Annotated in this window: 29 protein-coding genes; 13 read left to right on the forward strand and 16 right to left on the reverse strand. The window is 67.0% G+C overall.

From position 1 onward, the window contains the following. Positions 1 to 87: 87 nt before the first annotated feature. From ACYVN4_RS22415 to ACYVN4_RS22430, 4 genes are read right to left on the reverse strand one after another with little or no spacing between them, the layout of a single operon-like run. The gene (locus ACYVN4_RS22415; RefSeq protein WP_460723912.1) at positions 88 to 825 is read right to left on the reverse strand and encodes an anti-sigma factor; all 738 of its coding nucleotides are present in this window, start codon (positions 823 to 825) and stop codon (positions 88 to 90) included. After that, positions 822 to 1,475, reverse strand: a complete 654-nt coding sequence (locus ACYVN4_RS22420; RefSeq protein WP_460723913.1) for a sigma-70 family RNA polymerase sigma factor — start codon at positions 1,473 to 1,475, stop codon at positions 822 to 824. The genes ACYVN4_RS22415 and ACYVN4_RS22420 overlap by 4 nt, the downstream gene beginning before the upstream one ends. 35 nt (positions 1,476 to 1,510) lie before the next feature. Next, positions 1,511 to 3,124, reverse strand: coding sequence for a molybdopterin-dependent oxidoreductase (locus ACYVN4_RS22425; RefSeq protein ID WP_460723914.1), 1,614 nt, complete (start codon positions 3,122 to 3,124; stop codon positions 1,511 to 1,513). 13 nt (positions 3,125 to 3,137) lie between these two features. Further along, positions 3,138 to 3,767 (reverse strand): fasciclin domain-containing protein, encoded by a 630-nt coding sequence (locus ACYVN4_RS22430; RefSeq protein WP_460723915.1) that lies wholly within the window; start codon positions 3,765 to 3,767, stop codon positions 3,138 to 3,140. Between the two features lie 294 nt (positions 3,768 to 4,061). On the opposite strand from ACYVN4_RS22430, the gene sigK reads away from it, so the two are divergent. The 3 genes from sigK to ACYVN4_RS22445 all read left to right on the forward strand — a co-directional run bounded on the left by sigK (position 4,062) and on the right by ACYVN4_RS22445 (position 6,028). Further along, the gene (gene sigK / locus ACYVN4_RS22435) at positions 4,062 to 4,724 is read left to right on the forward strand and encodes an ECF RNA polymerase sigma factor SigK (protein WP_460723916.1); all 663 of its coding nucleotides are present in this window, start codon (positions 4,062 to 4,064) and stop codon (positions 4,722 to 4,724) included. Further along, positions 4,717 to 5,463 carry an anti-sigma factor gene (locus ACYVN4_RS22440; protein ID WP_460723917.1) on the forward strand — a complete coding sequence of 249 codons (747 nt, stop codon included), beginning with the start codon at positions 4,717 to 4,719 and terminating at the stop codon, positions 5,461 to 5,463. The genes sigK and ACYVN4_RS22440 overlap by 8 nt, the downstream gene beginning before the upstream one ends. Before the next feature lie 97 nt (positions 5,464 to 5,560). After that, a complete protein-coding gene (locus tag ACYVN4_RS22445) occupies positions 5,561 to 6,028 on the forward strand; it encodes a nuclear transport factor 2 family protein (RefSeq protein ID WP_460723918.1) in 468 nt (155 codons plus the stop codon). A 64-nt stretch (positions 6,029 to 6,092) separates the two neighbouring features. Here ACYVN4_RS22445 and ACYVN4_RS22450 read toward each other — a convergent pair whose 3' ends face one another. Beyond that, a complete protein-coding gene (locus tag ACYVN4_RS22450) occupies positions 6,093 to 6,719 on the reverse strand; it encodes an SMI1/KNR4 family protein (RefSeq protein ID WP_460723919.1) in 627 nt (208 codons plus the stop codon). 260 nt (positions 6,720 to 6,979) lie between these two features. Between ACYVN4_RS22450 and ACYVN4_RS22455 the strand changes: the two genes are divergently transcribed. Next, positions 6,980 to 8,086, forward strand: a complete 1,107-nt coding sequence (locus ACYVN4_RS22455; RefSeq protein WP_460723920.1) for a GGDEF domain-containing protein — start codon at positions 6,980 to 6,982, stop codon at positions 8,084 to 8,086. A gap of 44 nt (positions 8,087 to 8,130) precedes the next feature. Continuing rightward, positions 8,131 to 8,988: an alpha/beta fold hydrolase gene (locus ACYVN4_RS22460; RefSeq protein WP_460723921.1), complete on the forward strand. Its 858-nt coding sequence runs from the start codon at positions 8,131 to 8,133 to the stop codon at positions 8,986 to 8,988. On the opposite strand, the gene ACYVN4_RS22465 is transcribed toward ACYVN4_RS22460, so the two are convergent. Continuing rightward, positions 8,957 to 10,165 (reverse strand): M20 metallopeptidase family protein, encoded by a 1,209-nt coding sequence (locus ACYVN4_RS22465; protein ID WP_460723922.1) that lies wholly within the window; start codon positions 10,163 to 10,165, stop codon positions 8,957 to 8,959. The genes ACYVN4_RS22460 and ACYVN4_RS22465 overlap by 32 nt on opposite strands. A gap of 223 nt (positions 10,166 to 10,388) precedes the next feature. Between ACYVN4_RS22465 and ACYVN4_RS22470 the strand changes: the two genes are divergently transcribed. From ACYVN4_RS22470 to ACYVN4_RS22480, 3 genes are all read left to right on the forward strand, one after another. Further along, complete coding sequence (locus tag ACYVN4_RS22470; RefSeq protein ID WP_460723923.1) at positions 10,389 to 10,766, forward strand: hypothetical protein; 378 nt, start codon at positions 10,389 to 10,391, stop codon at positions 10,764 to 10,766. Positions 10,767 to 11,119: 353 nt separating this feature from the next. After that, positions 11,120 to 12,586 carry a mannitol dehydrogenase family protein gene (locus tag ACYVN4_RS22475; protein ID WP_460723924.1) on the forward strand — a complete coding sequence of 489 codons (1,467 nt, stop codon included), beginning with the start codon at positions 11,120 to 11,122 and terminating at the stop codon, positions 12,584 to 12,586. Continuing rightward, the gene (locus ACYVN4_RS22480) at positions 12,583 to 13,290 is read left to right on the forward strand and encodes an HAD family hydrolase (RefSeq protein ID WP_460723925.1); all 708 of its coding nucleotides are present in this window, start codon (positions 12,583 to 12,585) and stop codon (positions 13,288 to 13,290) included. Before ACYVN4_RS22475 ends, ACYVN4_RS22480 begins: the two co-directional genes overlap by 4 nt. Positions 13,291 to 13,320: 30 nt before the next feature. On the opposite strand, the gene ACYVN4_RS22485 is transcribed toward ACYVN4_RS22480, so the two are convergent. Next, positions 13,321 to 13,770 carry an NUDIX domain-containing protein gene (locus ACYVN4_RS22485; RefSeq protein WP_460723926.1) on the reverse strand — a complete coding sequence of 150 codons (450 nt, stop codon included), beginning with the start codon at positions 13,768 to 13,770 and terminating at the stop codon, positions 13,321 to 13,323. Between the two features lie 135 nt (positions 13,771 to 13,905). On the opposite strand from ACYVN4_RS22485, the gene ACYVN4_RS22490 reads away from it, so the two are divergent. Beyond that, positions 13,906 to 15,333: an HNH endonuclease signature motif containing protein gene (locus ACYVN4_RS22490; protein WP_460723927.1), complete on the forward strand. Its 1,428-nt coding sequence runs from the start codon at positions 13,906 to 13,908 to the stop codon at positions 15,331 to 15,333. A gap of 420 nt (positions 15,334 to 15,753) precedes the next feature. On the opposite strand, the gene ACYVN4_RS22495 is transcribed toward ACYVN4_RS22490, so the two are convergent. Next, positions 15,754 to 17,046: a family 1 glycosylhydrolase gene (locus ACYVN4_RS22495; RefSeq protein ID WP_460723928.1), complete on the reverse strand. Its 1,293-nt coding sequence runs from the start codon at positions 17,044 to 17,046 to the stop codon at positions 15,754 to 15,756. Positions 17,047 to 17,184: 138 nt separating this feature from the next. Between ACYVN4_RS22495 and ACYVN4_RS22500 the strand changes: the two genes are divergently transcribed. Next, on the forward strand, positions 17,185 to 18,387 hold the full coding sequence (locus ACYVN4_RS22500) for a cytochrome P450 (RefSeq protein WP_460723929.1): 1,203 nt from the start codon (positions 17,185 to 17,187) through the stop codon (positions 18,385 to 18,387). A gap of 258 nt (positions 18,388 to 18,645) precedes the next feature. Then, a complete protein-coding gene (locus ACYVN4_RS22505; RefSeq protein WP_460723930.1) occupies positions 18,646 to 18,834 on the forward strand; it encodes a hypothetical protein in 189 nt (62 codons plus the stop codon). A gap of 6 nt (positions 18,835 to 18,840) precedes the next feature. Here ACYVN4_RS22505 and ACYVN4_RS22510 read toward each other — a convergent pair whose 3' ends face one another. The 6 genes from ACYVN4_RS22510 to ACYVN4_RS22535 form a co-directional block, all read right to left on the reverse strand. Beyond that, complete coding sequence (locus ACYVN4_RS22510) at positions 18,841 to 19,035, reverse strand: hypothetical protein (protein WP_460724066.1); 195 nt, start codon at positions 19,033 to 19,035, stop codon at positions 18,841 to 18,843. Between the two features lie 183 nt (positions 19,036 to 19,218). Then, a complete protein-coding gene (locus ACYVN4_RS22515) occupies positions 19,219 to 20,178 on the reverse strand; it encodes a serine hydrolase (protein WP_460723931.1) in 960 nt (319 codons plus the stop codon). A gap of 76 nt (positions 20,179 to 20,254) precedes the next feature. After that, complete coding sequence (locus ACYVN4_RS22520) at positions 20,255 to 21,025, reverse strand: RNA polymerase sigma factor SigF (protein ID WP_460723932.1); 771 nt, start codon at positions 21,023 to 21,025, stop codon at positions 20,255 to 20,257. Beyond that, positions 21,015 to 21,458, reverse strand: a complete 444-nt coding sequence (locus ACYVN4_RS22525; protein ID WP_460723933.1) for an anti-sigma factor — start codon at positions 21,456 to 21,458, stop codon at positions 21,015 to 21,017. Before ACYVN4_RS22525 ends, ACYVN4_RS22520 begins: the two co-directional genes overlap by 11 nt. 100 nt (positions 21,459 to 21,558) lie before the next feature. Continuing rightward, complete coding sequence (locus tag ACYVN4_RS22530) at positions 21,559 to 22,242, reverse strand: PAS and ANTAR domain-containing protein (protein ID WP_460723934.1); 684 nt, start codon at positions 22,240 to 22,242, stop codon at positions 21,559 to 21,561. Between the two features lie 56 nt (positions 22,243 to 22,298). After that, the gene (locus ACYVN4_RS22535; protein WP_460723935.1) at positions 22,299 to 22,646 is read right to left on the reverse strand and encodes an STAS domain-containing protein; all 348 of its coding nucleotides are present in this window, start codon (positions 22,644 to 22,646) and stop codon (positions 22,299 to 22,301) included. A 270-nt stretch (positions 22,647 to 22,916) separates the two neighbouring features. Here ACYVN4_RS22535 and ACYVN4_RS22540 point away from each other — a divergent pair, with 270 nt between their 5' ends. Then, on the forward strand, positions 22,917 to 23,549 hold the full coding sequence (locus ACYVN4_RS22540; RefSeq protein ID WP_460723936.1) for a VOC family protein: 633 nt from the start codon (positions 22,917 to 22,919) through the stop codon (positions 23,547 to 23,549). Positions 23,550 to 23,565: 16 nt separating this feature from the next. Here ACYVN4_RS22540 and ACYVN4_RS22545 read toward each other — a convergent pair whose 3' ends face one another. Next, positions 23,566 to 24,054 (reverse strand): MarR family winged helix-turn-helix transcriptional regulator, encoded by a 489-nt coding sequence (locus tag ACYVN4_RS22545; RefSeq protein ID WP_460723937.1) that lies wholly within the window; start codon positions 24,052 to 24,054, stop codon positions 23,566 to 23,568. Positions 24,055 to 24,134: 80 nt separating this feature from the next. On the opposite strand from ACYVN4_RS22545, the gene ACYVN4_RS22550 reads away from it, so the two are divergent. Continuing rightward, positions 24,135 to 25,370, forward strand: coding sequence for an FAD-dependent oxidoreductase (locus tag ACYVN4_RS22550; RefSeq protein ID WP_460723938.1), 1,236 nt, complete (start codon positions 24,135 to 24,137; stop codon positions 25,368 to 25,370). On the opposite strand, the gene ACYVN4_RS22555 is transcribed toward ACYVN4_RS22550, so the two are convergent. Continuing rightward, a complete protein-coding gene (locus tag ACYVN4_RS22555) occupies positions 25,330 to 25,767 on the reverse strand; it encodes a MarR family transcriptional regulator (RefSeq protein WP_460724067.1) in 438 nt (145 codons plus the stop codon). The genes ACYVN4_RS22550 and ACYVN4_RS22555 overlap by 41 nt on opposite strands. Between the last annotated feature and the right edge of the window lie 36 nt (positions 25,768 to 25,803).

The raw sequence follows: 25,803 nt of genomic DNA on the forward strand, positions 1-25,803 counted from the left end.
AGGTCCACGGTCACTCCATTCGGGAAGGGGGTCTTCCCGAAGGTTCGCTAGGAGTGTGCCGGAGGTTTGGTCGGTGCGCGAATTACCTCACCGCAGCTCGATACTCGCGATCGGCACGGTCGTCGGTTGCGGCGAGCCGCCCGTCGGTTCCACGGTCACCACCAGCCGGTCCGCGGCGCCGAAGGGGGTGATCAAGGGCTGGCGGGGTACCGCGTCGAGGATCGCGGTCGAATGCGGCAGTCCGCCGTTGGCCACCAGCCAGACCTGATACACCCGATCCGGCGGCGGGGCACCGAGTCCGTCGAAGGCGACGGTCATCGCCGACAACGCGGGGGCGGCGGCGATGTGCACAGTGCCACCGCCGATGATCGGGGCCGACCGGGTGACGGCGTCGGGCTGGGCGGCGATGACGCTCGCGGTCAAGGGCTCGGGCACGCCCGGCCGATGCGTGCCGACCAGGACACCCACGCCGATCGCGATGGCGACCAAAACACCTGCGGCAGCCATCCATTCGAGCCGCGGGCCGCGACGTGTACCGCCGCCGGGCAGCTCCAGTGTGCGCCGACCGGCGGCACGAATCGCCTGGTCCACGGCACGCATCAGCCTCGCCTCGACGCGTTTCGGCGGTCGACGGCTGTCGACGGCGGCGAGCTCGGCGAGCGTGTCGTACAGCTCCGCCACCACACCGTCGAATTCGGCGACGGTCAGCCGATCCGCGCGTTCACGCCGCCGTTCGATGCCACGGCGTTCCCACTCGGTGACCGCGTCCAGCGCGTACGGGTAGGCGAGGTCCAGTAGTTCGACGTCCGGGCCGCCGGTGGTCATCGTTGACCACCTCCTTTCAAACAGGCCCCGAGCCGCTCGAGGCCGCCGCGAATACGGGATTTCACCGTCGCCAGGGGCGTTCCCAGGCGATCGGCCACATCCGGGTAGGTCAGTCCGCCGTAGTAGGCGAGGCCGATGCTCTCGCGTTGCAGGTCGGTGAGGGTGTCCAGACAGGTCAGCACCGCCCGGCGGTCGGCGCGCTGCACCACGGTATCGACCACCACGTCGCGGTCGCGTTCGAGATGGACTCGGCCGTAATGGTTGTCGCGGCCGAGGCTGGATTGCTCGGCGCGCAGGCGGTCGACGGCGCGGCGGTGGGTCAGCATCATCAGCCAGCCCATCGGGCCGGCGAGTTCGCGGTCGTAGCGTCCGGACTGTGACCAGGCTTGGAGATACACCTCCTGGGTGATCTCCTCGGCCGAGCCGCGATTGTTCAGGATGCGCAGCGACAGCCCGTACACCCGGTGACTGGTCCGGCGATACAGCTCGGTGAAGGCTTCCCGATCCCCGTCGGCGGTGGCGACGATGAGTTCGGCGAGCCCATCGGCGTCCCGGTCGCGGTCGCCGCGGACCGGGCAGGTCGTCGGTGTCAGGTCCGCGAGGTCGGGTTCCCGCACCAGCCGCAGTATTCGCGGATCGTGGTCGTTCATCGCGAAATCACCTGTGTTTCCTCCTGTTCGGTCGGTCAGCGGACGGTGATCACCCGGTTGTGCCAACCGGTGGAGCCGTCCGGGAACGGCGGGGTGCGGTTCTGGTCCTGTAGCGCACCGGCGCCGTCGGTGGCGCGGACCCGGACGGTGTGGGTGCCCGTGGTCGCCTGCCAGCGCCAGATCCATTGCCGCCAGGTGTCTTTCGAGTACTGCGATGCCAGTTCCGCAGGCTGCCAAGGGCCGTCGTCGACTTGCACCTCGACGCTCGCGATGCCGCGATGCTGCGCCCAGGCCACGCCCGCGACGATCACCTCGCCCGCGTCCACGGTGGTGAAGGCGGCGGGGACGTCGATGCGGGAGGCCGTTTTGATCGGGCCGCGTTCCGACCAGCCGCGTTGTGTCCAGTAGGCGCGGGCGCGGTCGAAGCGGGTGACCTCGAGGTCGACCACCCATTTGGTGGCCGACACGTAGCCGTAGAGGCCGGGGACGATCAGGCGGGCCGGGTAGCCGTGCGCCACCGGCAGCGGTTCGCCGTTCATGCCCACCGCGAGCAGGGCGTCACGGCCGTCGGTGACGGCGGAAAGCGGTGTGCCCGCGGTGAATCCGTCGATGCTGCGGGACAGCAGCAGGTCCGCGTCCGGGTGCGGTCCGGCTTCGTCGAGCAGGTCGGCGAGCGGGTAGCCCAGCCAGCGGGCCGTTCCGGCGAGGTCGCCGCCCACCTCGTTGGAGACGCAGGTGAGGGTGATCAGGCTTTCGACGGCGGAGCGCAGGCGCAAGCGGTCGAAGTCGAATTCCACTGGGTGGTCGACCATTCCGTGGATTCGCAAGCGCCAGTCGCCGCTGGTGAGGGCGGGCAGTTGCAGTGCGGCGTCGACCCGGTAGAAGCGGTCGTTGGGGGTGACGAAGGAGGTCAGGCCGGGCACGCTGGGCGCGGACTGGGCCGTCACGGCGGGTGCGGTCCGGACCGGGCGGGGCAGCAGGAAGCGGGCGCGGTCCGCGGTCACATCCCGCAACCGGGTTGCAAGCGTCTGCCCGAGTGCGGCCGCACCCAGTGCCAGTGCGCCCACGCTCGCGGCGGAGATCAGGAATCGGCGGCGGGAGACGCCCTGATCAGGCTGCCGAAAACTCGGTCGCCCCACCGTCAGCACCCGCAGGACCACGATGCCCGCGAGCACACCCACCACCGCCGGTATCGCGAACCACCAAGCGGCCGTGGGTCTTTGTAGTGCCGCGAACACGGTGACGCCGCCGAGCGCCACCAGCAGGGCGCTGCCCAGCGGACGCCGACGCTCGAGCACTCCGGCCACGACCGCACCCAGGACCATGACCGCCGCCATGGAGGCGAACAGGGCCTGCTTGTCGTGGCTGCCGAAGCGGCGGATCGCGGCGTCCTTGAGCTGGTGTGGGGTGTGATCGACCATGGTCGCGCCGAGTACGAAGAACGGTGAGGATGCGGGATCGATCAGGACGGCGACGAGATGGCCGACGCCCAGGACGGTCGCCGCGGCGAGCACACCGGCCGCCGCCGCGTGCGACCAGCCGATCGCCGCCGCGCGCGGCCGTTCCTTCGAAGGCAAGCGTGAATTCTGTTCGCACGCAGCGGATTCGGAGACAACTACGGGTTCGGGCACAGCTACGGGTTCGGGCATGACAGCGTCGGCATCAGGCGGGCGGCATGAGCACGGTGTCGATCATGTAGACGGTCGCATTGGCCGTCTGCACGCCACCGCAGATCACCGACGCGTCGCCGACCTTGATGGTGTCCCCGTCGCGGGTGACGGAAACGTCCGCGCCCTCGACGGTCTTGTGGGTTCCGGCGATCTGATCGGGTGCGATCCGGCCCGGCACCACGTGGTAGGTCAGGATCTTCGACAGCCCGGCCGAATCGGTCTTCAGCGAATCCACGGTCGCGGCCGGGATTTTCGCGAACGCGGCGTCGACCGGGGCGAAGACGGTGAACTGCCCGCCATCGAGGGTGTCGACCAGGTTCACCTGCGGGTTCAGCTTGCCCGACACCGCCGCCACCAGCGTGGTGAGCAGCGGATTGTGCGAGGCCGCCACCGCGACGGGGTCCTGTGCCATGCCGCTGACCGAGCCCGCGCCGGTCGGTACCTGCTTTGCGTAATCTGCGCAGCCTGGGCCGACCAGGGCAGCAGCCGCCGCGGCCGCCGAGGAGCTCGTCATGGTGGTGGAGGAGGTGCCGGAGTCGGACTTGGTGCTGGAACAGGCGGACATGCCGACCGCGGTGGCCAGGGCGATGGTGACGACAGCCGTGCGTCGAACGAGTTTCATGATCGGATTCCTTCCGAGGGATTGGTGGTCAGAGGTCACCGGCCGTGGGTCGGGAGACTTGGATCGGCCGGTGACCGTTCTGCCGTGGGGCGGCTCTGGGCCCCGGGCGACGCTCCGTCATATCCGAGATGAGCGCCGCATGGGTTTCGCGCAGCTCCCCGGAAGGGTTTGGTCACCGCTTCCACCAAACCGAATCGGCTCGCATATCGAAATCGAGGTATGTCCTGGCAGACACCGCTAGCCTCGGAGGCGTCGGCAGCACCGAGTCATCCCTACATACGGAGACACAGCGCTATGGCGGATGAACGCCGCATTCTCTCGATCGACACGGGTAACGACGGCACGACCGGTCCCGGCGGGGAAGCCTGCCCGTCGCCGCGCGTCGGACCCGATGCGGAGGCGGCGCGGCTGCTCGCGGGACTGCTGCACGAGATCGCGGACGGTGATCGCGCGGCGTTCACACGGTTCTATCGTTCGACGCACGACCGGGTGTTCGGGCTCGCGCTGCGCATTCTGCGGCGGTCGGCACCGGCCGAGGAGATCACCCAGGAGGTGTATCTCTACGTGTGGAACGCTGCCGCGCAATATGATTCGCGGCTGGCCAGTCCGATCGGCTGGCTGATGATGCTCACCCATCGTCGCGCGGTGGACCGGGTCCGGGTCGAATCATCGGCCGCCATCCGGGATCTCACCTACGGGCAGCGGCAGTTGGGCCGCGATCACGATGTCGTCGCCGAGACCGTGAGTCAGCGCTCCGAGGAGCGGGCGGTCATCCGCTGCCTCGACACGCTCACCACCACGCAACGCGAAACCGTCGCGCTCGCCTACTATGGCGGCCGGACCTACGCGGAAGTGGCCGAGCACCTGGGTATTCCGCTCAATACCGTGAAGACGAGAATCCGGGACGGCCTCAAACGTCTCCAGAGCTGCCTGACAGGATCGGTGCGCGATGCCTGACATCCAACCCCCCGCCGACCTGATCGAGCTGGCCTACCCGTACGCCCTCGATGCGCTGTCCATCGCCGAGCGCCGCAACGTCGAGCAACTGCTCGACGGCGCCGACGAACCCACCGCCGCCGAATTCCGTTCCACCGTGCACGATCTGCGCGAAACCCTGGCCTCGATGACCCTGGTCGACGCCGTGCCCGCGCCCGCCGAGGTGGAATACGCGATCGACGCGGCCCTCGACGCCCAACTCGCCACCCCCGCCGCCGACGTCGCCTCGATCGATGTCGCCCGCGCCGCCCGACGACGCCGTCTGCGCCTGTACGCGATCGCCGCCGCGGCCGCGATCATCATCGCCATCGGCACGGGAATCGCGGTCTACCGCAACCCATCTCCCACCCCCGGCGACCTGACAGCGCAACAGGTCGTCACCCACGACGACGCCCGCCAGCAAACCATCCCGGTGGCCACCGGCGGCACCGTCACCGTCGACGCCTCCCACCAACTCGGCGCAGCCGTCCTCTATTTCGACGCCGTCCCCGCCCCACCCCCCGACCACACCTACCAACTCTGGCTCATCTCCCCCACCGGCCACCCCCGCTCCGCCGGCGTAGTCCCCACCCTCCCCACCAGCACCACGCCGCTCCTCATGCGCCTGGGCGACGCCACCCAACTCGCCCTCTCCATCGAACCCACCGGCGGCTCCCCCGCCCCCACCACCACCCCCATAGTCGGCGTCACGCTCTCCTGACCGCAGTTGGCCCGCAACGATATTGGCTTGCCCACCGCCCGCGGGCTGCGGTTCGATCAGGGTGGGAAACTGTTCCCACCCGAGGGGGAGCGTGCACATGTCGGAGCCCGAACAATTCGTCGCGAACTTCATCGACTTCTGGAAAAACCCATCCACCCAACGACTCCCGGAGATCCTTCATCCCGACGTCGTACTGACCCAGCCCCTGGCCGCCCCGATGCGAGGCATCGAAGCCGCACAAGAAGAGTTCGAACGAATCTGGCGCTTCCTCCCGGATCTCCGCGCCCACGTAGACCTCTGGCGAGGCGACTCCGAGGTCCTCTTCATCGAGTTCCGCCTACGAGCAACGCTGGGCCACCACCAACTCGAATGGCCGAACATCGACCGCTTCCACCTCCGCGACGGCAAAGCCACCATCCGAACCAACTACTTCGACCCCCTCCCCGTCTTCGCCAAAGTAGCCACCCACCCCACCCTCTGGTGGCGCTGGTGGACCTCCGGCACCTCCCGCCCCTGGCGCTCCGGGCACACCATCACCACCTACACCCCCCTCATCCCCCAGTGATCAGGTTCTCCAGGGCACCGGCGGTCCTAAGCCACTCTCGTCGTTGGCCTTTCGCATGCGAACGCTAGTCGTCGCCGGTGTTTCGAGCGGGGTGCACCTGTCGTCCTCCGCCGCCCGGTAACAGGGTCAGGAAGTAGCGACCTGTCTCACGGGCGCGGCGACTGTTGTGCTCCATGAGCCGCAGCTGCCCGTCGACGTAGTCGGCGAACGTGCCCGCGATCTGTCTGTCCTCGTCCGGCTTCCCATCGGTCCACCGCATGACCGGGCCGTCGAACCCGCCGGTCGCGCGTACATAGTCGAACGTGTAGCCCTGATGGGTGAGCACAATGGCCGCGTCCGTGGGCATGGTCCAGGTGCCACCGACTTCGTCGACTATCTCCCGGGCATCCTCCCGTAGACGATCGAAGTCGCGGATGCCTCCACGGTCGCTGCCCCGGAACAGGTCCCCGCACGCCTCCCCCAATTCCAACAGGTACTCACGAAACACCGCCGGAAACCGTCCACCCACCCGCGCCTCAACAGCTTCGAGTTCCGCGTCGTGACACCCACCGAAGGTGATGAGCCAAGCACGATGCTCGTCGATCACCTCCTGCGGCGTATCCCGAAAGACGTACTCCGGATTGTCCGCAAGCACGACCAACCGCGACTTCCACCCCGCGACAATCATTTCAGCGGACACCTGTGGACCCATGCCCCGATCGTGACACACCGCCTCAGACCAATCCAGGCAGGTGGAACGAAACGGCCTGACGCCGCGTCTCGCCGGAATGGGCTGGGGCGGTGGCGATCGCGGAGGCGGAGGTTGGGTGAGTCATTGTGGTCTGGGTCACATCGCTGAGGGGTGGTGGTCGGTAGGATCGGGCGGGTCTTCGAGTGTTTGGTGCGGGCGGGCCCACATGTGCGGGTCATCGGGTTAATTCGTGGGTAGGTCGTCCTATCGAGGCGTAGACCATGGCCGACAGTCGTTCTCTGCTGGTGGGGTGGTGGCGTGATCGGGCCGATTATCAGGGGTTGGTCGGGGCTCTGATGGGATCGGCCGCGTTGCCGCTGGTTCGGTTCATCGTGGGGTTGGGCGGGGTGGTTTTGTGTGCGATCACGGTGTTGACGATGTTGTCGCCGGCGGGGCCGAGCGGCGCGGGCGCGCGGTGGGTTTTCGCGGCGATCGGGGTGCTGGCGGCGGCGTGGACGTTGCGGTGGTGGCTGGGGCCGTGGCCGTGCGAGACCGAGTCGCTGTTGTGGGTGGCTGCGGCGGATCTGGCGATCACCACGGCGGGGATGCTGGACAGTGACCGGGTCTACGGTGCGGTGGGCGCGATCCTGCTTGTGGTGACAGGGGCCTATCTGAGCCTGTTCCACAGTCCGAAAGCTCTTGCCGTGCACACCGTCTGGTCACTGGTCTCGATCATGGCGCTGACCGGACGGATCGCGCACGGCAGCGCGAACGGCGACACCACGTTGGCGGCCGCGATCGTGCTGACCATGGTGGCGGCGACCGTACTGGTGCTGCCGACGCTGCAGTTCTGCACCTGGCTGATGCGTGTCGACACCCTCACCGACCCGCTGACCGGGCTGCTCAATCGCCGCGGTCTCGACTATTACCTGCCTGGTTTCCTGGCCGCGGCCCGATCCGGGGACATCTGCGTGCTGTCGGTCGATCTCGATCGGTTCAAGGCGGTGAACGACACCTTCGGGCACAGTGTCGGCGATGACGCGCTGGTGCGCACGGCCGCCGAACTCGACGCGGTGGCGGGTGAATTCCTGATCGCCCGCACCGGCGGGGAAGAGTTCGCCCTCATCGGGAGACTGTCGCCGACCACCTGCGCGGACGCCGCCGAGGCGGTGCGGCGCGCCATCGAATCGATCGAGGATCTCCCGGTCCGTCTCACCGCCAGTGTCGGTGCCGCCCTGCTGAATTCGGCGCACCTGGACCGCTGCGGCCGCGAGTATCTACTCACCAGCCTGTTGCGGTCCTCGGACGCAGCGATGTACCGGGCCAAGCGCAAGGGCGGCAACACCGTCGTCTTCGCCGCCCGCGTCACCCCCTCCGCAGGTTCCTAAGTATGTTAGGTTTCTTCCTAGGCAACATAGGAAGGAAGCTTGTGATGACTCCCGACACGGGAATCAAGTCCGATACGCTGCGTGTTCCCGGCGCGACCCTGTTCTACGAAATCCGCGGTGCGGGACCGCTTCTCGTGTTTCTGCCCGGGGGCGGTGGTGACGCCGGAACCGTCGATCCGCTGGCCGAGGTGCTCGCGCAACACTTCACCGTGGCCGCCCTCGATCCGCGCGGCTACTCGCGCAGCACACTCGACGGCCCGCAGGTCACCCAGCGCGTAGCGGTGCAGAGTGACGATGCGCTACGGCTGATCGACCACCTCACCGACGAGCCCGCGTATGTCGTTGGCGGCAGCGCGGGCGCCATCGTCGGACTCGACCTGTTGGCGCGCCACCCCGACCGAGTGCGCCGACTGGTGGCGCACGAGCCGCCGTGCTTCGCCGTGCTGCCCGACGCCACTGCGCAGCGCACCATGATCGAGGAGGTGCACACCCTGTTCCGGACCGACGGCCTAGCCGCAGCGTCGGCGCGGTTCCTGGCGGGCATCGGACCGGCGATGAAACCCGCGCCCGAGCCGAACGAGTTGTCGCCGCGCGCGGCCGCGATGTGGGAGCGGCTGATGGCGAACGGCCCGCTCATGCTCGAGCACGAATTACGTGAATTCACTTCGTACATACCCGATTACGAGAAATTGCGCACGAGCGCGGAGAGGCTGACCCTCGCCGTCGGCCGAGAGACCCGGGGTGCGCTCCCCTATCGGCCCGCCGTGGAAATCGCCACTCGTCTCGGCTTGACGGTCACCGAGTTTCCAGGCGCGCACAATGGAATGCGCACCGACGCCGACGCATTCGCACACCAGCTGGTCGAACTACTCAGTGCCGAAACCCATTCGGCCCGTGGCTGAGTCGCCGCAAGGCAAGTTCGGCGTACAGCGCGGCGCCATCGGCCAGCACTGACTCGTCGAACTCGGCCAGCGGCGAATGATTGGCCGGGGCCCGATCCGGTTCCGCGACCGCCGCCGGGGCGGCCCCGAGCAGCAGCATCGCTCCCGGGACGGCCGCCAGCACCCGGGAGAAGTCCTCGGACCCCGAGGCCGGGTGCGGCGCCCAGTCGAATCGATGCTCGCCGAAAAGTTCGACGGCGGTCGCGGCGGCGAATTCGGCCTCGGCCTGGTCGTTCACGGTCACCGGATACATCGGTTCATAGTCGATCTCGGCGGTGACGCCGTGCGCCTGCGCCAGCCCCCGGATCATCCGCACGATGCCGTCCTGCGCCCGGTTGCGGGCCGGATCGGAATAGCTGCGCACGGTGGCCTCGAACGCGGCCTCGTCGGGAATGACATTGCCCTGCGTGCCGCCGTGGATCGAGCCCACCGTGATGACGACGGGGTCGTGGATGTCGAAGCGTCGGGTCACCAATGTCTGCAGGGCGAGCACCATTTCGCAGGCCACGGGAATCGGGTCCAGAGCTTGATGCGGCATGGACCCGTGACCGCCGGCACCGCGCACAGTCACCCGCACCGTGTCGGAGGCGGAGAGGAACGGGCCGCCGCGGGTCGTGATCCGCCCCGTCCGCAACATGCTCAGCACATGCAGTGCGTAGGCCGCGACCACCCGGTCACCAGAGGCGTCGAGCACGCCTTCCTCGACCATGTGCCGCGCGCCGTCGTACCCCTCCTCCCCCGGCTGGAACATGAAAACCACATCGCCGGATAGCTTTTCGCGATGCGCACAGAGCAGCCGGGCCGCCCCGGCGAGCATGGCGACGTGCAGGTCGTGCCCGCAGGCGTGCATGCGATCGACCGGTGCGGCAAAGCTGAGACCGGTGCGTTCGGTGACGGGCAGCGCGTCCATATCGCCGCGCAGCAGCACGGCCGGACCGGGCGACGCCCCGCGCAGCACCGCGGTAACCGACGAGAGTGAGGCTCCGACAGTCACTTCCAACCCGAGACCGTCGATCGCCGCCAGTACCTGTTCCTGCGTCCGCGGCAGCATCAACCCCAGCTCCGGCTCCCGATGCAGACGGCGGCGCAACTCCACCATTTCACCCTGGATCTCCCGGGCATCTTCACGAACCGACATCACTGTCCTCCCCCTTCCGACCTGCCTGCGCAGCGGCAGTCTGATTCGACGATCCATCGGGCATCCGGGCGTCAGGGCTCCTTCCCAGTGTGTGTCGCGGCGCAGCGGAGCGCGGCGAATTCGCGCGCATCACCGCACGGTCACTATCCACCCGCGCAGGTTGCCAAACGATTGCTCGTCTGATGGTGTTGAGCGATCGCCCACCACTCCGGGAGGTATCGACATGAGTGTTCGGATTGCCACCGCGTTCGCGGCAGGAATCGGAGGCATCGCGCTGATCCTCGGCGGGAGCGCGCCGGCACAGGCGCAGGAGATGGCCGCGGGCCTGAACTGCGACGGGCTGACCTGCACCAACGACGGCGACGACTCGTATGTGGTCTCGGGCGTCACCTACTGCCTCACCAACCCCGCGACCACGCCGCAGACCCCAGGCCAGCTGCCGTCCTCGCCGACGCCGTATCAGAATTCGTTCAGCGGAGTCGTCCCGCCGCACGGGTCCGTCGCACTGACGCCCATGTGCCGCGGCGGCGACAGCATGACCGGCTGGGCCCTGACCGGAGCCGCCCCCGGCACCGGGATGCCCGGCACCGGCTCCGGGTAGCGCCCGACTCACATCCCCACCCACCGGTCGAGAACCAGGCAATTGCTGCGCCCCTCCGTGCCGCGGTCTCGATCGGTGAATTCGCCGTCCGAATACGGGAATTCAGCTGCGCATTTACGAAATTCCTACGGCCACTTTGCCGATTCTCCTGTGACAGAGCGAACAGAGAAAAGGCGTAATTGCCGGTCGAGGTTTCCGGAAACGTGATCTAGATTCGGGTTCTGCGGCGAATTCAATGATGATCGGTCCGCTTTCACACCAACCACTCCAAATGCTTGCGAGGGCGCGGTATGTGCAGCAATTCGATTCCAGTGAACGCGAAACCGATTTCACCACGGCTCGGAGTCGGAGCCTTGCGCGGACTACCGCGAGATGTCACGCGGCCGCCCTTCACACCCGGACTGCTGGGGACCGGGATCGTGCACCTGGGCTGCGGGGCCTTCCACCGCGCACACCAGGCCTTGATCACCCAGCACGCCATGACCGCCACCGGCGATCGGAACTGGGGTATCGCGGCGGTCGCGATGTCCAGCCCCGACGTGGTCGGCGCGCTGCGGGCGCAGGACAACCTGTACACCACTCTGCTGCGAGATGAGAGCGCAGTACGGGCGGAGGTTGTCGGCGCGATCACGGCGGCGGTGCACGCGCCGTCGGATCGGATCGGCGTGGTGCGCCGGGTCGCCGATCCCCGGGTTCGAATCGTCACGCTCACGGTCACCACCGGCGGGTATTGCCTGTCCCCCACCACGGGACGGCTCGATTCGGGCAGCGACCCGGTGCGGCACGATCTGCGGTGCACGGCAAAACCGTGCACCGCGATCGGCATGCTGGTGGGCGGACTCGCGGCGGTGCGGCGTCGCGGCGGAACCCCGCCGGTGGTGCTCAGCTGCGACAATCTCGCGGCCAACGGACGCCAATTACGCAGCGCCGTCACCGATTTCGCCGCCCTGCGCGACGACCGGCTGGCGACGTGGATCGACCGGCACGTGCAGTTCCCGTCCAGTGTCGTCGACCGCATCGTGGCCTCCGACGACAGCGAAGACGACGCGGCGGCCCGCTCCCGGCTCGGCGGCGTCGACGACCGAGCCCCCGTCTCCGCCGAACCGTTCATGACCTGGACCATCGAGAACTTCGACGGCGAGCGTCCCCGCTGGGACCTGGCGGGCGCGAACTACGTCGCCGACGTCTCCGATCATGAATTGGCAAAACTGCGGCTGCTCAACGGAACTCACCTACTGCTGGCGTATCTGGGTGCGCTCGCCGGGCACCGGACCATCGCCGAGGCCGGAGCGGATCCGATATTGCGGGCGCTGGCACGGCAATTCATGCTCTACGAGCAGGGACCGACCGTGCGACTGCCCGACGCCGAGTTACGGCGCACCGTCGAGGATCTGCTGCGCAGATTCCGCAATCCCGCCATCCGGCACGAGATGACGCGGGTGGGCCGCAACGGTTCGGAGAAGATGTTGCCGCGGGTGGCCGCGGCCATGCGCGAGAATCTCGCCACGGGTCGCCCGACGCCCGGGGCGGCGTTGTTGATAGCGGCCTGGATCCGCTGGTTCGACCTGTGTGGAACAGCGGGTGCGGCAATGGAAGTCGTCGATCCGCGAGCGCCGGAACTCGCTCGGCTGGCGGCGATCCCCGATCCGCACCGGCGGGCCCGAGCGTTCCTGGCACGCACCGATATCTTCGGACCGCTGCCGCACCTGGGCCACATTCAGCAGGAGGTCGGCGACGCCTTGACGGAATTGATCAACGACAATGTCACCGAAGTGATCAGCCGCAGACTGCGGCCCGAGTCGGAAGGGCGGGTGGCATGAGAACTGAGGAACGCGAAAAGCCGGTTCGGGCCGTCGTTTTCGATATGGATGGGCTGCTGCTCGATTCCGAGCGGCTGGCGGTGGAGTCGCTGGGGCTCTCCGGGCAGGAGCTTGGGTACGAGCTGTCGGAACAGTTCCGTCACAGCCTCATCGGCATGCCCGCCGATACCTGCCGCGCGATGGCCGTCACCGCCTTCGGCCCGGACTTCCCTCTGGAGGAGTTCTTCCGCAGGCACGAGACCGTGATCGCCCGGCTGGTCGATGACGGTCGCCTCACCGTGAAACCTGGTGTCACCGAACTGCTCGACGAACTGGATCATCGCGGAATCCCGCGGGCGATAGCCACTTCGTCCAACCGTGTTCGCACCCGCCATCACCTGGGTGCCGTCGGCCTCGCCGACCGCTTCGACGCCATCGTCACCCGCCAGGACGTCCACCACGGCAAACCCCACCCCGAGCCGTACCTGACAGCGACCGCGGCCTTGCGCGCCGACCCGGAGTTCACCCTGGCCTGCGAGGACTCACCCAACGGCCTGCGCGCCGCCCACGCCGCGGGCCTCCGCTGCCTGCTGATCCCCGACTTGATCCCAGCCACCCCGGAAACCACCGGCCTGGCCCACCGCGTCTACCCGACTCTCTATGACGCCATCGACTACATCACCACCGCCAACACCACAGAAAACTGTCGCACCGCTACGCCATAACCCTTAGGTCATCGCCTCGCGCATTCGCCGTCATGCCATGGGGAGTCCGTTCTCGAGGTAGGCCGGGGTGCCTGCCCGCCGGGCGCGGAGGGCTTGGGTTACGCGGCGGGCCATAACCTCTGGGAGGCGGGCGGCCGTTTGGGACTCGTCAGACCAGGACCAGCTTCGAAGTTCTTCGCGTTGGAGGACGATCGCTGCGGTTTGGTCGGGTTCGAGGATGCCTCCGTCGAAGATCAGCATGAGGCCGTCGTCGGGGTAGAGGCCGGGGGCTACCCAATCGACCACTAGCAGGCGGCCCAGGGGGATGGTGAGGCCCAGTTCTTCGCGGACCTCTCTCACCACGGCTGCGCCGGGTGATTCGCCTGCTTCTACTACGCCTCCTGGGATTTCCCAGTAGTCCTTGTAGGTTGGCTCGACCAAGAGGGCTCGGGCTTGGTCATCGACGAACAATGCTCCTGCGCCCATTCGTTTGCGGGGCAAATTGGCTATGTAGTCGGACAATTCGGATTCCATGGGACATAACACTTCCAGGAGGGTCATTGAATTGTTCTGAAAACCTTTATATCACAATGGAATTCGCTTCGAATGTGCGTTCGAATCGGGTAGAATGGAGGCATGACCAGCGGCGCAACGGTTCTCGACGACATCACGATCGCAGACGCGATCGCGATGCTCGCGCGGGTTACCGACACGCTGCTGTGCGAGCCGCTCACAACCCTGTCGGATGACGAGTTCGTGGTGGTGATGCGGGAGTACGAGACCAGCAAGCGTCGCCTCGCCGGGTTCGAACACCGGTTGATCGACGGGGTCGAAACCCGGTGCCTGCCACAGAAAGCCGGATGGAAGGCACGCACCGACAAGTACCTCGAAGACACCCTGCACCTCAGCCACGCCGACGCCACCTCACGCGTGCGGGCCGCCGCACTGCTCGGTGCCCACCAGCACGACGGCCAGGCCCTGCCGCCGGTGCTGGCATCGACCGCCAACCTTCAGGAACAAGGCCAGATCTCGGCTGATCACGCGCGTGTGATCGCCAAGCTTGTCGACCGCATCCCGGAGAAGATCAACCCGGCGCAGCGCGCCAAGACCGAAGCGGAACTGGCCGATCTCGCTACCCGCTCCACCCCGGATGACCTGCGCACCGCCGCCGCGCGGGTGCTCGACCGCCTCGACCCGGACGGGACCGCCACCACCGACGCCGACCGTCAGCGTCGCCGGGGCGTGATCCTGGGCAAGCAGGGTATCGACGGCATGTCCACCATCAGTGGGGAGTTGACTCCGACCGCGCGAGCGCTGCTCGACCCGATCTTCGCCGATCTCGCCCGCCCCGGCATGTGCAACCCCGCCGACCCCGAAAGCCCGTGGCGCGCCGAAGGAATCGACCCCGCCGTCATCGAAGCCGCCGCGCAGCGCGACAACCGCACTGCCGCGCAGCGTCAGCACGACGCCCTGGTAGCGTTCCTGCGCCCCGAACTCGGGCCCACCAACCTCGGCCAGCACCGCGGCCTGCCCGTCTCGGCCATCTTCACCATGACCCTCGCCGAGGTCGAAGCCGCCGCCGGTGTCGCCACCACCGCTTCGGGTGGCACGGTGCCGCTGGAAGAGGCGCTCGCGCTGGCGGAGAAGGCCAAGCCGTTCCTGGCAGTCTTCGACCACCACAGCCGCCCCCTGCATCTCGGGCACAGCAAGAAGAACCGCCTCGCCAACACCGCACAACGTTTGGCGTTGATCGCGGCCGAGCGCGGCTGCACGCGCCCGGGCTGCAACGCGCCCGCCACCCTCACCCAGGTCCATCATGTGACCGACTGGGCCAAAGGTGGAGCGACCGACATCGAAAACTTGACCTTGGCTTGCGATGCCTGCCACTCCCTCATCGGAGACGGCCCGCAAGACTGGAAAACCGTTGTAATGCCCGCGGATTCCGAACACGCCGGACGCATCGGCTGGATCGCACCCCGCCACCTGGATCCGACCCGGTCCCCGCGAGTCAACGACCGCCATCACGGCGGCGAACTAGCGGTCGGCCGCTGGTTACGTCCCTAATTCGAGTGGCAGCCTCACCCACAGGTGGGGCCCCTCGGGTTACTTGCAGACCGGCTGCTCGTCATCGCGGGCGTACGCAGAACTGAAAAGAAGAAGTGTGGGCACGTCGCCTGCCCTACCGGACCTGAGCTGACGCGACCCAGCAGCCGCCACCCGGCGATCCCAGCCCCCAGACCGCACGCATCACCTTCTCGAGACAAGACAAACGAAAAACCAAGAACCTCACAGACTCCCGCAGATTCTGTTCCTTTGGTCTTTGACAATTCCACAGAGACGATGAACGGCCGAGCGGTGAGGTGGCTGGAACCGTCGGCAGGCCAGCCGAACCCAGCCACCTCCTATCTCCTCCTCCAGGCCGCTTTTATCTTTTCAGCTTTTATCTCTTGTTCTTTCAGCTCTTGTTCTTCCAGGTCTTGTCTCTCAACGCCCAGGCACTGTCACCGGATTGAGGCAACTGGACGGCAGGTCCTGGATAGAGCAGAGAGCGGGCGCTCGGGTAGGAAGGTAGCCGCCTGGAACACCACCGGTGGCGATGATGTCGTGGTAGGCCGGAACCGCCGCAGTCGGCCGCCGAGACAAGGACGAATCAGAGGTCACGTCAACGGTGTACAGCCCGAAACGTGGCGAGTAGCTGCCCCATTCGTAGTTGTCGGTGATGCTCCAATAGTTGAACCCGATGACGTTCATACCGTCAGCCTTGGCCCGCTGAACCCAGTAAACGGTGTCACGGAGATTGTCTTCGCGAGTCATGCCATCGGTGGTCGGCGAGCCGTTGTCGGACGGCATGCCGTTCTCGACGACATAGAGCGGACGCCCAGGGAACTTCTGGGCGTATCTGCGCAGGGCGTAATAGATGCCGTCGGGCTCCAGGATCAGACTGGAGGGCTGGTTTGTCAGCTGCGCAACCACATTCGGCGGGTTACTCAGCGATCCACCGTAGTAGTAGTCGATTCCGACGTAGTCGAGTTTGTCGGCGATCCGGTCGATGAAGGAGGCGTCGGCCGTCGCCTCACCCATGGCCGCGTAGGCGATGTTGCTGGTGACCATGGCACCGGGCTGTACAGCGTGGATGTGGTCGTAGATCGCACGGTGCGCCGTGACCATTCGATCGATCATGGGGGCGACATCGAGCGCGCCGAGGTCCCCGATCTCCTGCTCTTTGCTCGAGTAGTTGAGCGGCTCGTTGAAGGTGACCCACAGCGGATCGAGATGCGCGTAGCGATCCACTACCGCACGGGCATTGGTCAGCCAGTCGTCGACCATGCCGGGATTGCGCCAACCGCCGCGATCGAGCGCCCAGCCGGGAAAGACCCAGTGGTCCAGGGTGATCATCGGCTGGATGCCCGCAGCGCGAATCCGCGCGAGCATCCCGTCATAGAACGAAAAGTCCCAAACGCCCGGACTGGGTTCAACCCGTGCCCATTCCACACTCACCCGGTAGACACCGACGCCGAGATCGGCGGCATTGCGGATGTCCTCGTCGTAGCGATGCAGGAAATCGACCGAGTTTCGATAGTCCGCTCCGGCGTGGCGGCTCCAATTGCTGTCGGGTGCAAAGCCTTCGCTCTGGAAGCCGGAACTGGAGACACCCCACAGGAAATTGCCGCCCACCGATGGTAGCCCGGCGTCAGCTGTGGCAGCCCCGGGCGTGACGACCGCACACCAAGCCGCCAGAACGATACAGGCAAACGCGAACACTGCACGATGTCCCATCTCATCGAGATTAGCGCGCCCAGAGCGGGTTCCGAGGCGATACGACGCAGAGACGCAAAACCCATTGCGCGGTAACGTGTTCCAGAAATCAGGTCGCGCCCGGAGGGATCGGGGCGGCCTCGGAGGAGGAAAATCCGCGTGACCACGCATACCGAAGTCCGCCAGTATCCGTTCGGCGAACCGGTCCGACTGGACCCGCACCCGATGGCCGCGAAATTGCTACGCGAGGAACCCATCTCCCGTATCCTGCTGCCCTTCGGCGGCGAGGCTTGGTTGGTCACCCGCTACGCCGATGTGCGTTCGGTGCTCAGCGACGCGCGCTTCAGCCGCGCGGCCACCGTCGGCCGCGAGGATGTGCCGCGGGTCCGCGAAACCCCTGCCCTGCCCAATATTCCGACCAGTATGGATCCGCCGGAACTGACCCGCCTGCGCAAGCTCACCATGACCGCGTTCACCGCGCGGCGCGTGCAAGAGTTGCGGCCGCGGGCCGAGCAGATCGTCGACGACATGCTCACCGCCATGACGGCGGCAGGCTCCCCCGCCAACCTGGTGAACGCGCTGGCCCTGCCCATGCCGGTGACCATTATCTGCGAAATGCTCGGCGTCCCAGCAGAACATCAGCATCGTTTCCGCGACTTCGCCGACGCGATCATGTCCACCACCGCCTTCACCGACGAAGAACGCGGCGCCGCCTACCTCGCCGTCGCTGGATACCTCACCGAGCAGATCGCCGAGCGCCGCGCCCACCCCAGCGACGATCTGCTGGGCGCCCTGGTGGCGGCCCGCGACAACGAGGATCGGCTCAGCGAGGACGAGCTCATCACCCTCGGCATCACGCTGCTCGTCGCCGGGCACGAGACCACCGCCAATCAGATCGCCAACTTCGTCTACGTGCTGCTCACCACCGACGGCGAGTGGACCCGGCTGCACCGGGATCCGAGCCTCATCCCGACCGCCATCGAGGAACTGCTGCGCCGCACCCAACTCAGCAACGGCGGCGCGTTCCCCCGCATCGCCACCGAGGACGTCGAACTCTCCGGCACCCTGATCCGAGCCGGTGAGGCGGTCTTCGTCGATCTGCAGACCGCCAACCGCGACGAGACTGTCTTTCCCGACCCGGAAACCCTCGACCTGACCCGACACCACAACTCGCACTTGACCTTCGGTCACGGGTTCCACCATTGCGTGGGCGCGCAACTGGCCCGGCTGGAATTGCAGGTCGCGCTCACCGCGCTGCTGCAACGTTTCCCGGACCTGCGCCTGGCTGTCCCCGCCGAGGATGTCGAGTGGAAGACCGGCATGCTGCTGCGCGGCCCGAAGGCTCTACCGGTTGCCTGGTAGCCGAGGCGCAGATCACCCGGACCCGGCACGTAATTACCGGCATCGTTACAGCGGGCGGTGCCGTCGATAGCCTGGATTCATGGACGCGACTCGCTGGCGCGGGTTTTCGCTGGCAGAACTCGACGAGATTCTGCACCGGAATCAACCATGGAAGACGATCGAGGAAGGCGCGTGCCCGCACTGCGGGCACGCCAGTCTTCGCACCTATCTCCACGGTGCCGACCGCGGCGATACCCCGATGACCCTGACCCATTTCTGGTGCCCCGACTGCCGCCACTACACCGGTTGGCCGCACCGCGGCAAGAAGGCTTCTGGTTCAGCGATCCGCTGGCCGACACTTCGTGGAACCGGTTCCTGTCGCTGGCACGCAGCGAGGACGTGTTCTTCGACACCCTCGACGAGCTATGGGCCACTACCGAACTGCCACAGCGGGTCCAGTATCGCTGAATCCGACTATTGGCTCGGCTGCGGAATTTTCACGTCGCAGTCGTGGATCTTCGGGTTCACACCCGCATAGTTGAGCGGTCCGGCCAGAATGGTGACCGCCACGGTTCCGGTGCTCGCGCAATTGGTCGGCCGATTGTCGTAGTAGTGCCGCTGCCCGGCGGCCACGGCACCGATGATCAGCCAGATCACCACGAGGAGCATGAACCCTCCGCTGTATTGCACGCTGCTACCGCGATACGCCCGTCGGTCGTTGTAAATGCCCATCGTCCTGCCTCCATCGGATCGGAAGTTATTGCGGGGTCCGCATATCCGGCCCACTAGGCGCGATACCCGGGACCCCCGCACCTAAACAGGACGTGACGAGGGGTTCTGACAGCAGCAGGGTTACGACGCCTTCGGGTCGAGGACGGTGCGCAGCGGGTCGACGGCGTCGGTGAGGGCGGTGCCGCCGGTGGTCCAGGAGGTATCGGCGGGCTGCGTGGTGAGGATGACGACGGCGTAGCGCAGCGGCTGTCCGGACCCATTGCCGACCAGGCCGGTGGTGTCGAGCGTGGTGGAGGAGTCGAGGGTCATCCAGCCCTGCTTGATCGCCCAGGTGTCACCGGTCAGCGCGTCCGGAATGCCGAAGTACTGGTCGGTCCCGTCGGCGGCGGTCTGGTCGGCCGCGCCGAGCGCGTTCATCAGAATGCCCCGCGACGGCTGCGGCACCACCGTAGTGATGTAGTGGTAGATCGCCACCACATCCTGTGGGGTAGTGAGGGTTTCACCCCACTCGTCGGGGTCGGCGGGCGGCTGGGTGTCCTGCAACCCGATCAGATCCACCATGCGCGTCACGATGTCGTTGCCGCCGTTGGCATCCCAGAAGGCGTCCGCGATGTCGTCGTCGCTGGCCGAGAGCATCTGCGACATCTGGTCGGCGACCTCCGGATCCGGTTGCCAGCCTTGGCCGTTGAACTCGTCGAGGGCGATCAGCAGCTTCACCACCGACGCGGTGTAGAACTGCTGCCCGGTGTTGAGGCCGACCAGGGTCGCACCGGTGGTGGTGTCGGTGACATCGATGCCGACCTGGCTGCCCGGCGACACGGACTGCACCGCCGCCTGCATGGTCTGCGCGAGCTGGGCCGCCGCGGCCGCGCTCAGTCCCGAAGATGGCTGCGCATTCGCCGGCTTCCCGGTCGCCGCGGGCGCCGGGGCGACGGCCGGGACGGACTCCGGCTTGTGCGCGTGCGCGAGGGCCGCGGGCGCGCCCAGTACCGACGCCCCCGCGACCACGGCCACACCCATCCCCACCAGCAGACGACGCATCATCTTGGCCCCCGCAGCGCGCTCTCGATTCGGACTCATATCCATTAGATCGGCGCGAGACTGCCTGCATGCCGCGAGGCGACTGTGAGATAGCTGTGAGCTATAACTTCCGGGTTCAGTCCCGGAGCGCGGCCGTTCGCAGGCCGGTCAGGGTCCGGTTCAGGATCCGGGAGACGTGCATCTGGGAGACGCCCAGCCGGTCGGCGATCTGCGCCTGAGTCCGGTTCTCGAAGAACCGCAGCACCAGCACCTGCCGCTCCCGCTCGGGCAGCCGCTCCACGTGCGGCCGCACCGCCAGATACTGCTCGACGAGCTCGTAGGCGGGATCCTCCTCACCCAGGGCATCCAGCAGCGACAGCGGTGTGCTCATGCCACTGTCGGGCATCGACGCCTCGAGCGAGGAACTCTGATATGCGTTGGCGGCCAACATGGCCTGGGTGATCTCGGCCCGGTCGACACCGAGTTCGATGGCGATCTCGCCCGCGTTCGGCATGCGTCCCAGTCGCTGGGCCAGCGTCTCCATGGTGGCCGCCAGCCGCAGTTGAATCTCCTTGACGCGGCGCGGAACTCGCACCGCCCAGGTGCTGTCGCGGAAGTGGCGGCGCACCTCGCCCATGATGGTGGGCACGGCGAAGGACAGGAACCGTGACCCGCGGGTCACGTCGAAGCGGTCGATGGATACGACCAGCCCCAGCCGCGCCACCTGCAGCAGGTCCTCGTAGGGTTCGCCGCGGCCGGAGAACTTGCGGGCGATGTGTTCGGCCAAGGGCAAACAACGGTCGATTGCCTTGGTGCGCAAGGCGTCCTGCTTCGGATCGCCCCGTTCCATCGCTGTCGCAAGCTCTTTCAGCAGCGGCTCGATATCGTCGTAACTGTCACCCGTCATCGTCCTCACTCCGTAGTCGGCTCAGGTGCACAACTACCGGGTACCCACCCGGCACGGCATCGAAAGCCCCTGCGGCGATTTCGAACGAATCTGTCAAGGTTTCCAGGAAATCCCTACCGAAACTGTTACCTTCCAATACCCCGTCGGTCTCCAGCACCGACGCCACCCGCACGGCCATCCGCCGGGTGTCGTAGCGGAAGGCACAGTCCACGGCAGCTCCGGGAACCGCCGACAGGATCAGGGTGGTGACCACCTCGTCCAGGGCGATACGCAGGTCGATCACCGCGTCGATGGTGAAATCCGCTGTCAGCATGATGGTTTCGACCAGGGCGCGCAGCATCGACAGTTGGTCCAAGCGCGCCGGGAGCCGCAATTCGAGCTCACCGGACCGCGCCCGCAGCTCCGGTTCGGAACCGTCGAGGTACCTGTCCACTTCTCTATCGTGCATCGGCCACACCACCATTCGGCTCTGTTAGCCGCGATCAAGTTCCATTGGCCGCGTACCCCAACGGCCTGCCGAGTAACCCGGCGCGTCAATCCTGTTGCACGCGTTCATGGACGGTCAGCAGCAGATGATCGAAGCGGGGACGCACCGCGGCCGCGGAATCGGCGAGGGTGCGCAATTCCGCCATCAATTGCGTGGCCAGCAGCCGCAATTTGGTGTTGGTTTCCTGCGACCGCCAGGTCAGCAGCCGGAAAGCCTGGTCGGCGTCGATGCCGTAGATGACGATCAACGCGCCCTTGGCCTGTTCGATGGCGGCCCGCGCGGCGTACAGCTCGGGCAGGGCCGCGTCGAGGGTCTCCTGCCGCTGCTGTTGCAGGGTGCCGGTCACGTCGATGTAGTAGCCGGCGGTGCCGACGACCAGATTGTCGTCGTCGGTCATGGTGTCACCGACCACGATGACGTCGTGGATCACGCCTGCGGTGTCCACGATCCGGTGCCTACTCGAGAACGGCTCGCCATTGTCCACCGACCGCGCGAGGATCGTCGCGACCTGTTCACGATCCTCGGGATGCTTGTGTGCCAACAGCAGTTCGGTGGTGGGCTGCACGGCGCCGGGCAGATGCCCGTGCATCTGCGCGACCTCGTCGGACCACTCCCAGCGCCGGTCGGCGAACCAGAAGCGAAAACTGCCCACTCGCACCGGATCTCCCGTGCCCAGGACCTGTTCGAAGGCCCGCGCGTCATCGGAGAAGTCGTCCGCGTCCGTTGTCACCCACAGAGTATCCACTCCCGGATGGCACCCCAGGCGAGGAACGGACACCCCGCCGGTCACGACGGGCGTGCTGCCACCATCCGCTCGTTCCGCAGGCCCGCACCGGTGATCTCCAGCACGCGCCGCACCTGGCTATGCCGGGTCAGCAGCCGCATCTCGATGTCCGCGACCGCGGCCTCGTCGATGGCCTCCGCCAGCGCGACGGCATTGCGCAGGCTCAGAAATCGCGCCTCACGCAGATCCACGACTATCGTGGCCGGGGTGCGGGAGAGCGCGACCGCGAGTGCCCGGCGGAAGGTGTCGAGCCCGGTGATATCCAGCTCGCCGTCCACCCGCACGACCACGCACTCCGACGATCCGAGGTAGTGGTCGGAAGAACCAGGGGAAATGGAAATGGTTGACATGACTGACCTCCCACCATCGGGGGGGGCGGCTGCGTTCTCAACCTGCCCTCCAGTCTGGCACGAGACCGCGACCACGGCCAACCCGGCCCCGCCCGACCGAAGGTTTCAGCCCGCGCCCACCGGCTATTGCGGTGAGGTCGAATCCCTTCCCCCAGCAGAGTTCTCATGATCATCCTGGGCCTACTACTGATCGTCCGCAGGCAAGTTCCGTAGTGCGATCCGTGGTCGGCACGGATGTCCAACCGGCCCAGCGTATCTAGCGTTATGGGCATGGAAATCAGCACTGACATCAGCACCGCACTCACCGTCCACCTCGAGGTCGCCGATCCGGATGCCGCGGCCGCCACCTACGACGCCGCCTTCGGATTGGGTGACCGCCTGCGGTTCCGGGCCGGACAGCAGCCCAGCTCCGGATTCCGCGGATTCCTGCTCGCACTCGTCGTCTCGCAGCCCAGCACGGTCGACAGCCTCATCGGGACCGCGGTCGAGGCCGGGTTCACCGTTCTCAAGCCCGCCAAGAAGACCCTCTGGGGTTACGGCGGCATCATTCAGGCGCCGGAGGGCACGATCTGGAAGATCAGCACCTCGCAGAAGAAGGACACCGGGCCGTTCACTCGGGAGGTCGACGATGTGGTGCTGCTGCTCGGGGTCGCGGATGTGAAGGCCACCAAGCAGTTCTATGTCGAGCGCGGGCTGACCGTGGCCAAGAGCTTCGGCGGCAAGTACGCCGAGTTCGCCACGCCGGGGTCGCCGATCACCCTGGCCATGTACCCGCGCAAGGCGGCGGCCAAGGAGGCCGGGGTCTCCCCGGAGGGTTCGGGCTCGCATCGCGTGGTCGTCGGCGGCACCGTCGGCACCTTCACCGATCCGGACGGATTCGTCTGGGAGACAACGGGTCTGTGAGATCGGCGCCAGCCTCCTATGCCTTGGAGTCGCGAACCCACTTGGGCAGCGCCGCGATGCGATCACGGTGGCTGATCTGGAGTTCGCGGCTTCGAGCGAGGAAGTCGGTGATGGTCCGCAGTTCGGCCTCCGAGTATCCCGCCATCTCCGCGGTCCCCTCCTCGGCGATCGGGCCGTAGATCTCCCAGGCCTTGGCCATGGCGGCGGGGGTGATCCGGACCAGCACCTTGCGGCGATCACCGGGTTCCGGTTCGCGAGTGACGAGACCGAGTTTGGCCAGCCGGTCGAGCATGGTGGTGACGCTGCCGCTGGTCAGACCCAGTTCGACGGCGAGCGCACCGGGCGTGGACTCGCCGCCGACCAGCACCTCCAGACAGCGCAGATCGGTGCGGTTGACGCCGAACACGGTGGCGGCGGCCTGGTCGACGTCATCGACCGCGGCCTGCAGCCCCTGAGACTCCCGGCCGACGCGGGTACGCAACTCGGCCAAATTTTCTCTTGACATTCAAACCTCTTGATCGTCAAACTATTGATGTCTTGATAATCAAGATACAGCACAGCCAAGAGAATCCCGAGGAGACTCCCATGAAGAAGGCACTGGTCATCGGCGGCGGCATCGCCGGACCCGTCACCGCGATGGCACTGCAGCGGGCCGGATGGGACGCCGTCGTCTACGAGGCCCACCACGACGCCGCCGCCGAACAGATCGGCGCGTACCTCACCGTCGCGGTCAACGGTCTGTCCGCACTGGCCGAGATCGACGCGCACCGGATCGTCATGCAGACCGGTCACGCCACCGACACGTTGTCCTTCCACACCAGCGGCGGCAAGCACATCGTCGACATGCCGATCGGCGGCACGCTGCCGGACGGCACCGTCACCCACAGCGTCAAGCGCCGCGACCTCTACCGGGCGCTCAATGCCGAGGCCGTCGCGCGGGGCATCCGCTACGAATTTGGCAAGCGGCTCATCGATGCGCAGCCGCTGCCCGGTGGTGGGGTGCGCGCTATGTTCGCCGACGGCACCGTCGCCGAGGCGGATCTGCTCATCGGTGCGGACGGAATCCATTCCCGCACAAGGGAGATCATCGACCCGCAGGCCCCGAAGGCGCATTATCTGGGCATCTACGGGCTGGGCGGTTTCGTCGCCGAGCCGGGCCTGCACCGCGAACTCGGCCTGCGGCCCGGCGTCTACAACATGATCTTCGGCAAGAAGGCGTTCTTCGGCTACCTGGTCGCACCGGACGGCGAGATCTGGTGGTTCGCGAATATGCCGGGGGCGCAGGAGCTTTCGAAGGAGACACTGGCGGCGACGAGCATCACCCGGTGGCGGGAGCAGCTGGTGGCGATGCTCGAGGCGGACCGCGGCCCGGCCGCCCGCATCGTGGCCGCCACCCCCGATGCCGGGTTCGTGGCCGGGTTCAATCAGTACGACATGCCCTCGGTCACACAGTGGCACAACGACGCGATGGTGATCCTCGGCGACGCCGCGCACGCAGTGGCCTCATCGTCGGGGCAGGGCGTGTCCATGGCCGTCGAGGACGCGGTCACCCTCGCCGTCTGCCTGCGCGATCTGCCCGACACTCCCACGGCCCTGGCCGAATTCGAGCGCCGCCGCCGCGACCGGGTCGAGCGGGTGGTCGAGCACGGTGCGAAGACCAGCGGTGACAAGTCCCAGAATGGCCTGGCCCGCTTTCTGGTTCGGCAGCTCACCCCGTTCTTTCTCAAGAAGGCGGCCAAGGAAGGCGTCGGCGGTCTGGGCTGGATGTTCGATCACCGGATCAGCTGGTCGGGCGAGACTGCCGAGCAGCCGGTCCGATAGCCGCGCGAACCATGGTGTGCCAGTGCTGTTCCGCCGCGCGCAGCACATCGTCGCCCAGCGCTTCGAGGAAGCGACCCGACAGTTCGAGGCGGGTCGCGGCGAGGGAATCGGGGCCGAGCAGGCTCGCCCCGCGGCGGACGGTCGCGGCCAGTCGCCGGTTGGCGGTGAAACCGATCAACGCCGAACGGTATCCGGCCTCCTCGTCGAGGGTGTAGCGGTGCCGGCGCGACCCGGCGTCGCGGGTGCGGCACACCAGGCCCTGCCCCATCAGGAAGTGCACGGCGTGGGAGATGGTGGCGGGACTGACGCGCAGGCGGCTCGACAGTTCGAGGGCGGTCGCGCTGGCGGATTCGGCGGTGAACAGGTGCGCGAGGACCCCGGCGGCGGTGCGGGGCATGCCATTGTCGATGAGCACGGCGGTGAGATCGGCGAC

This window comes from Nocardia heshunensis, from assembly GCF_054782115.1.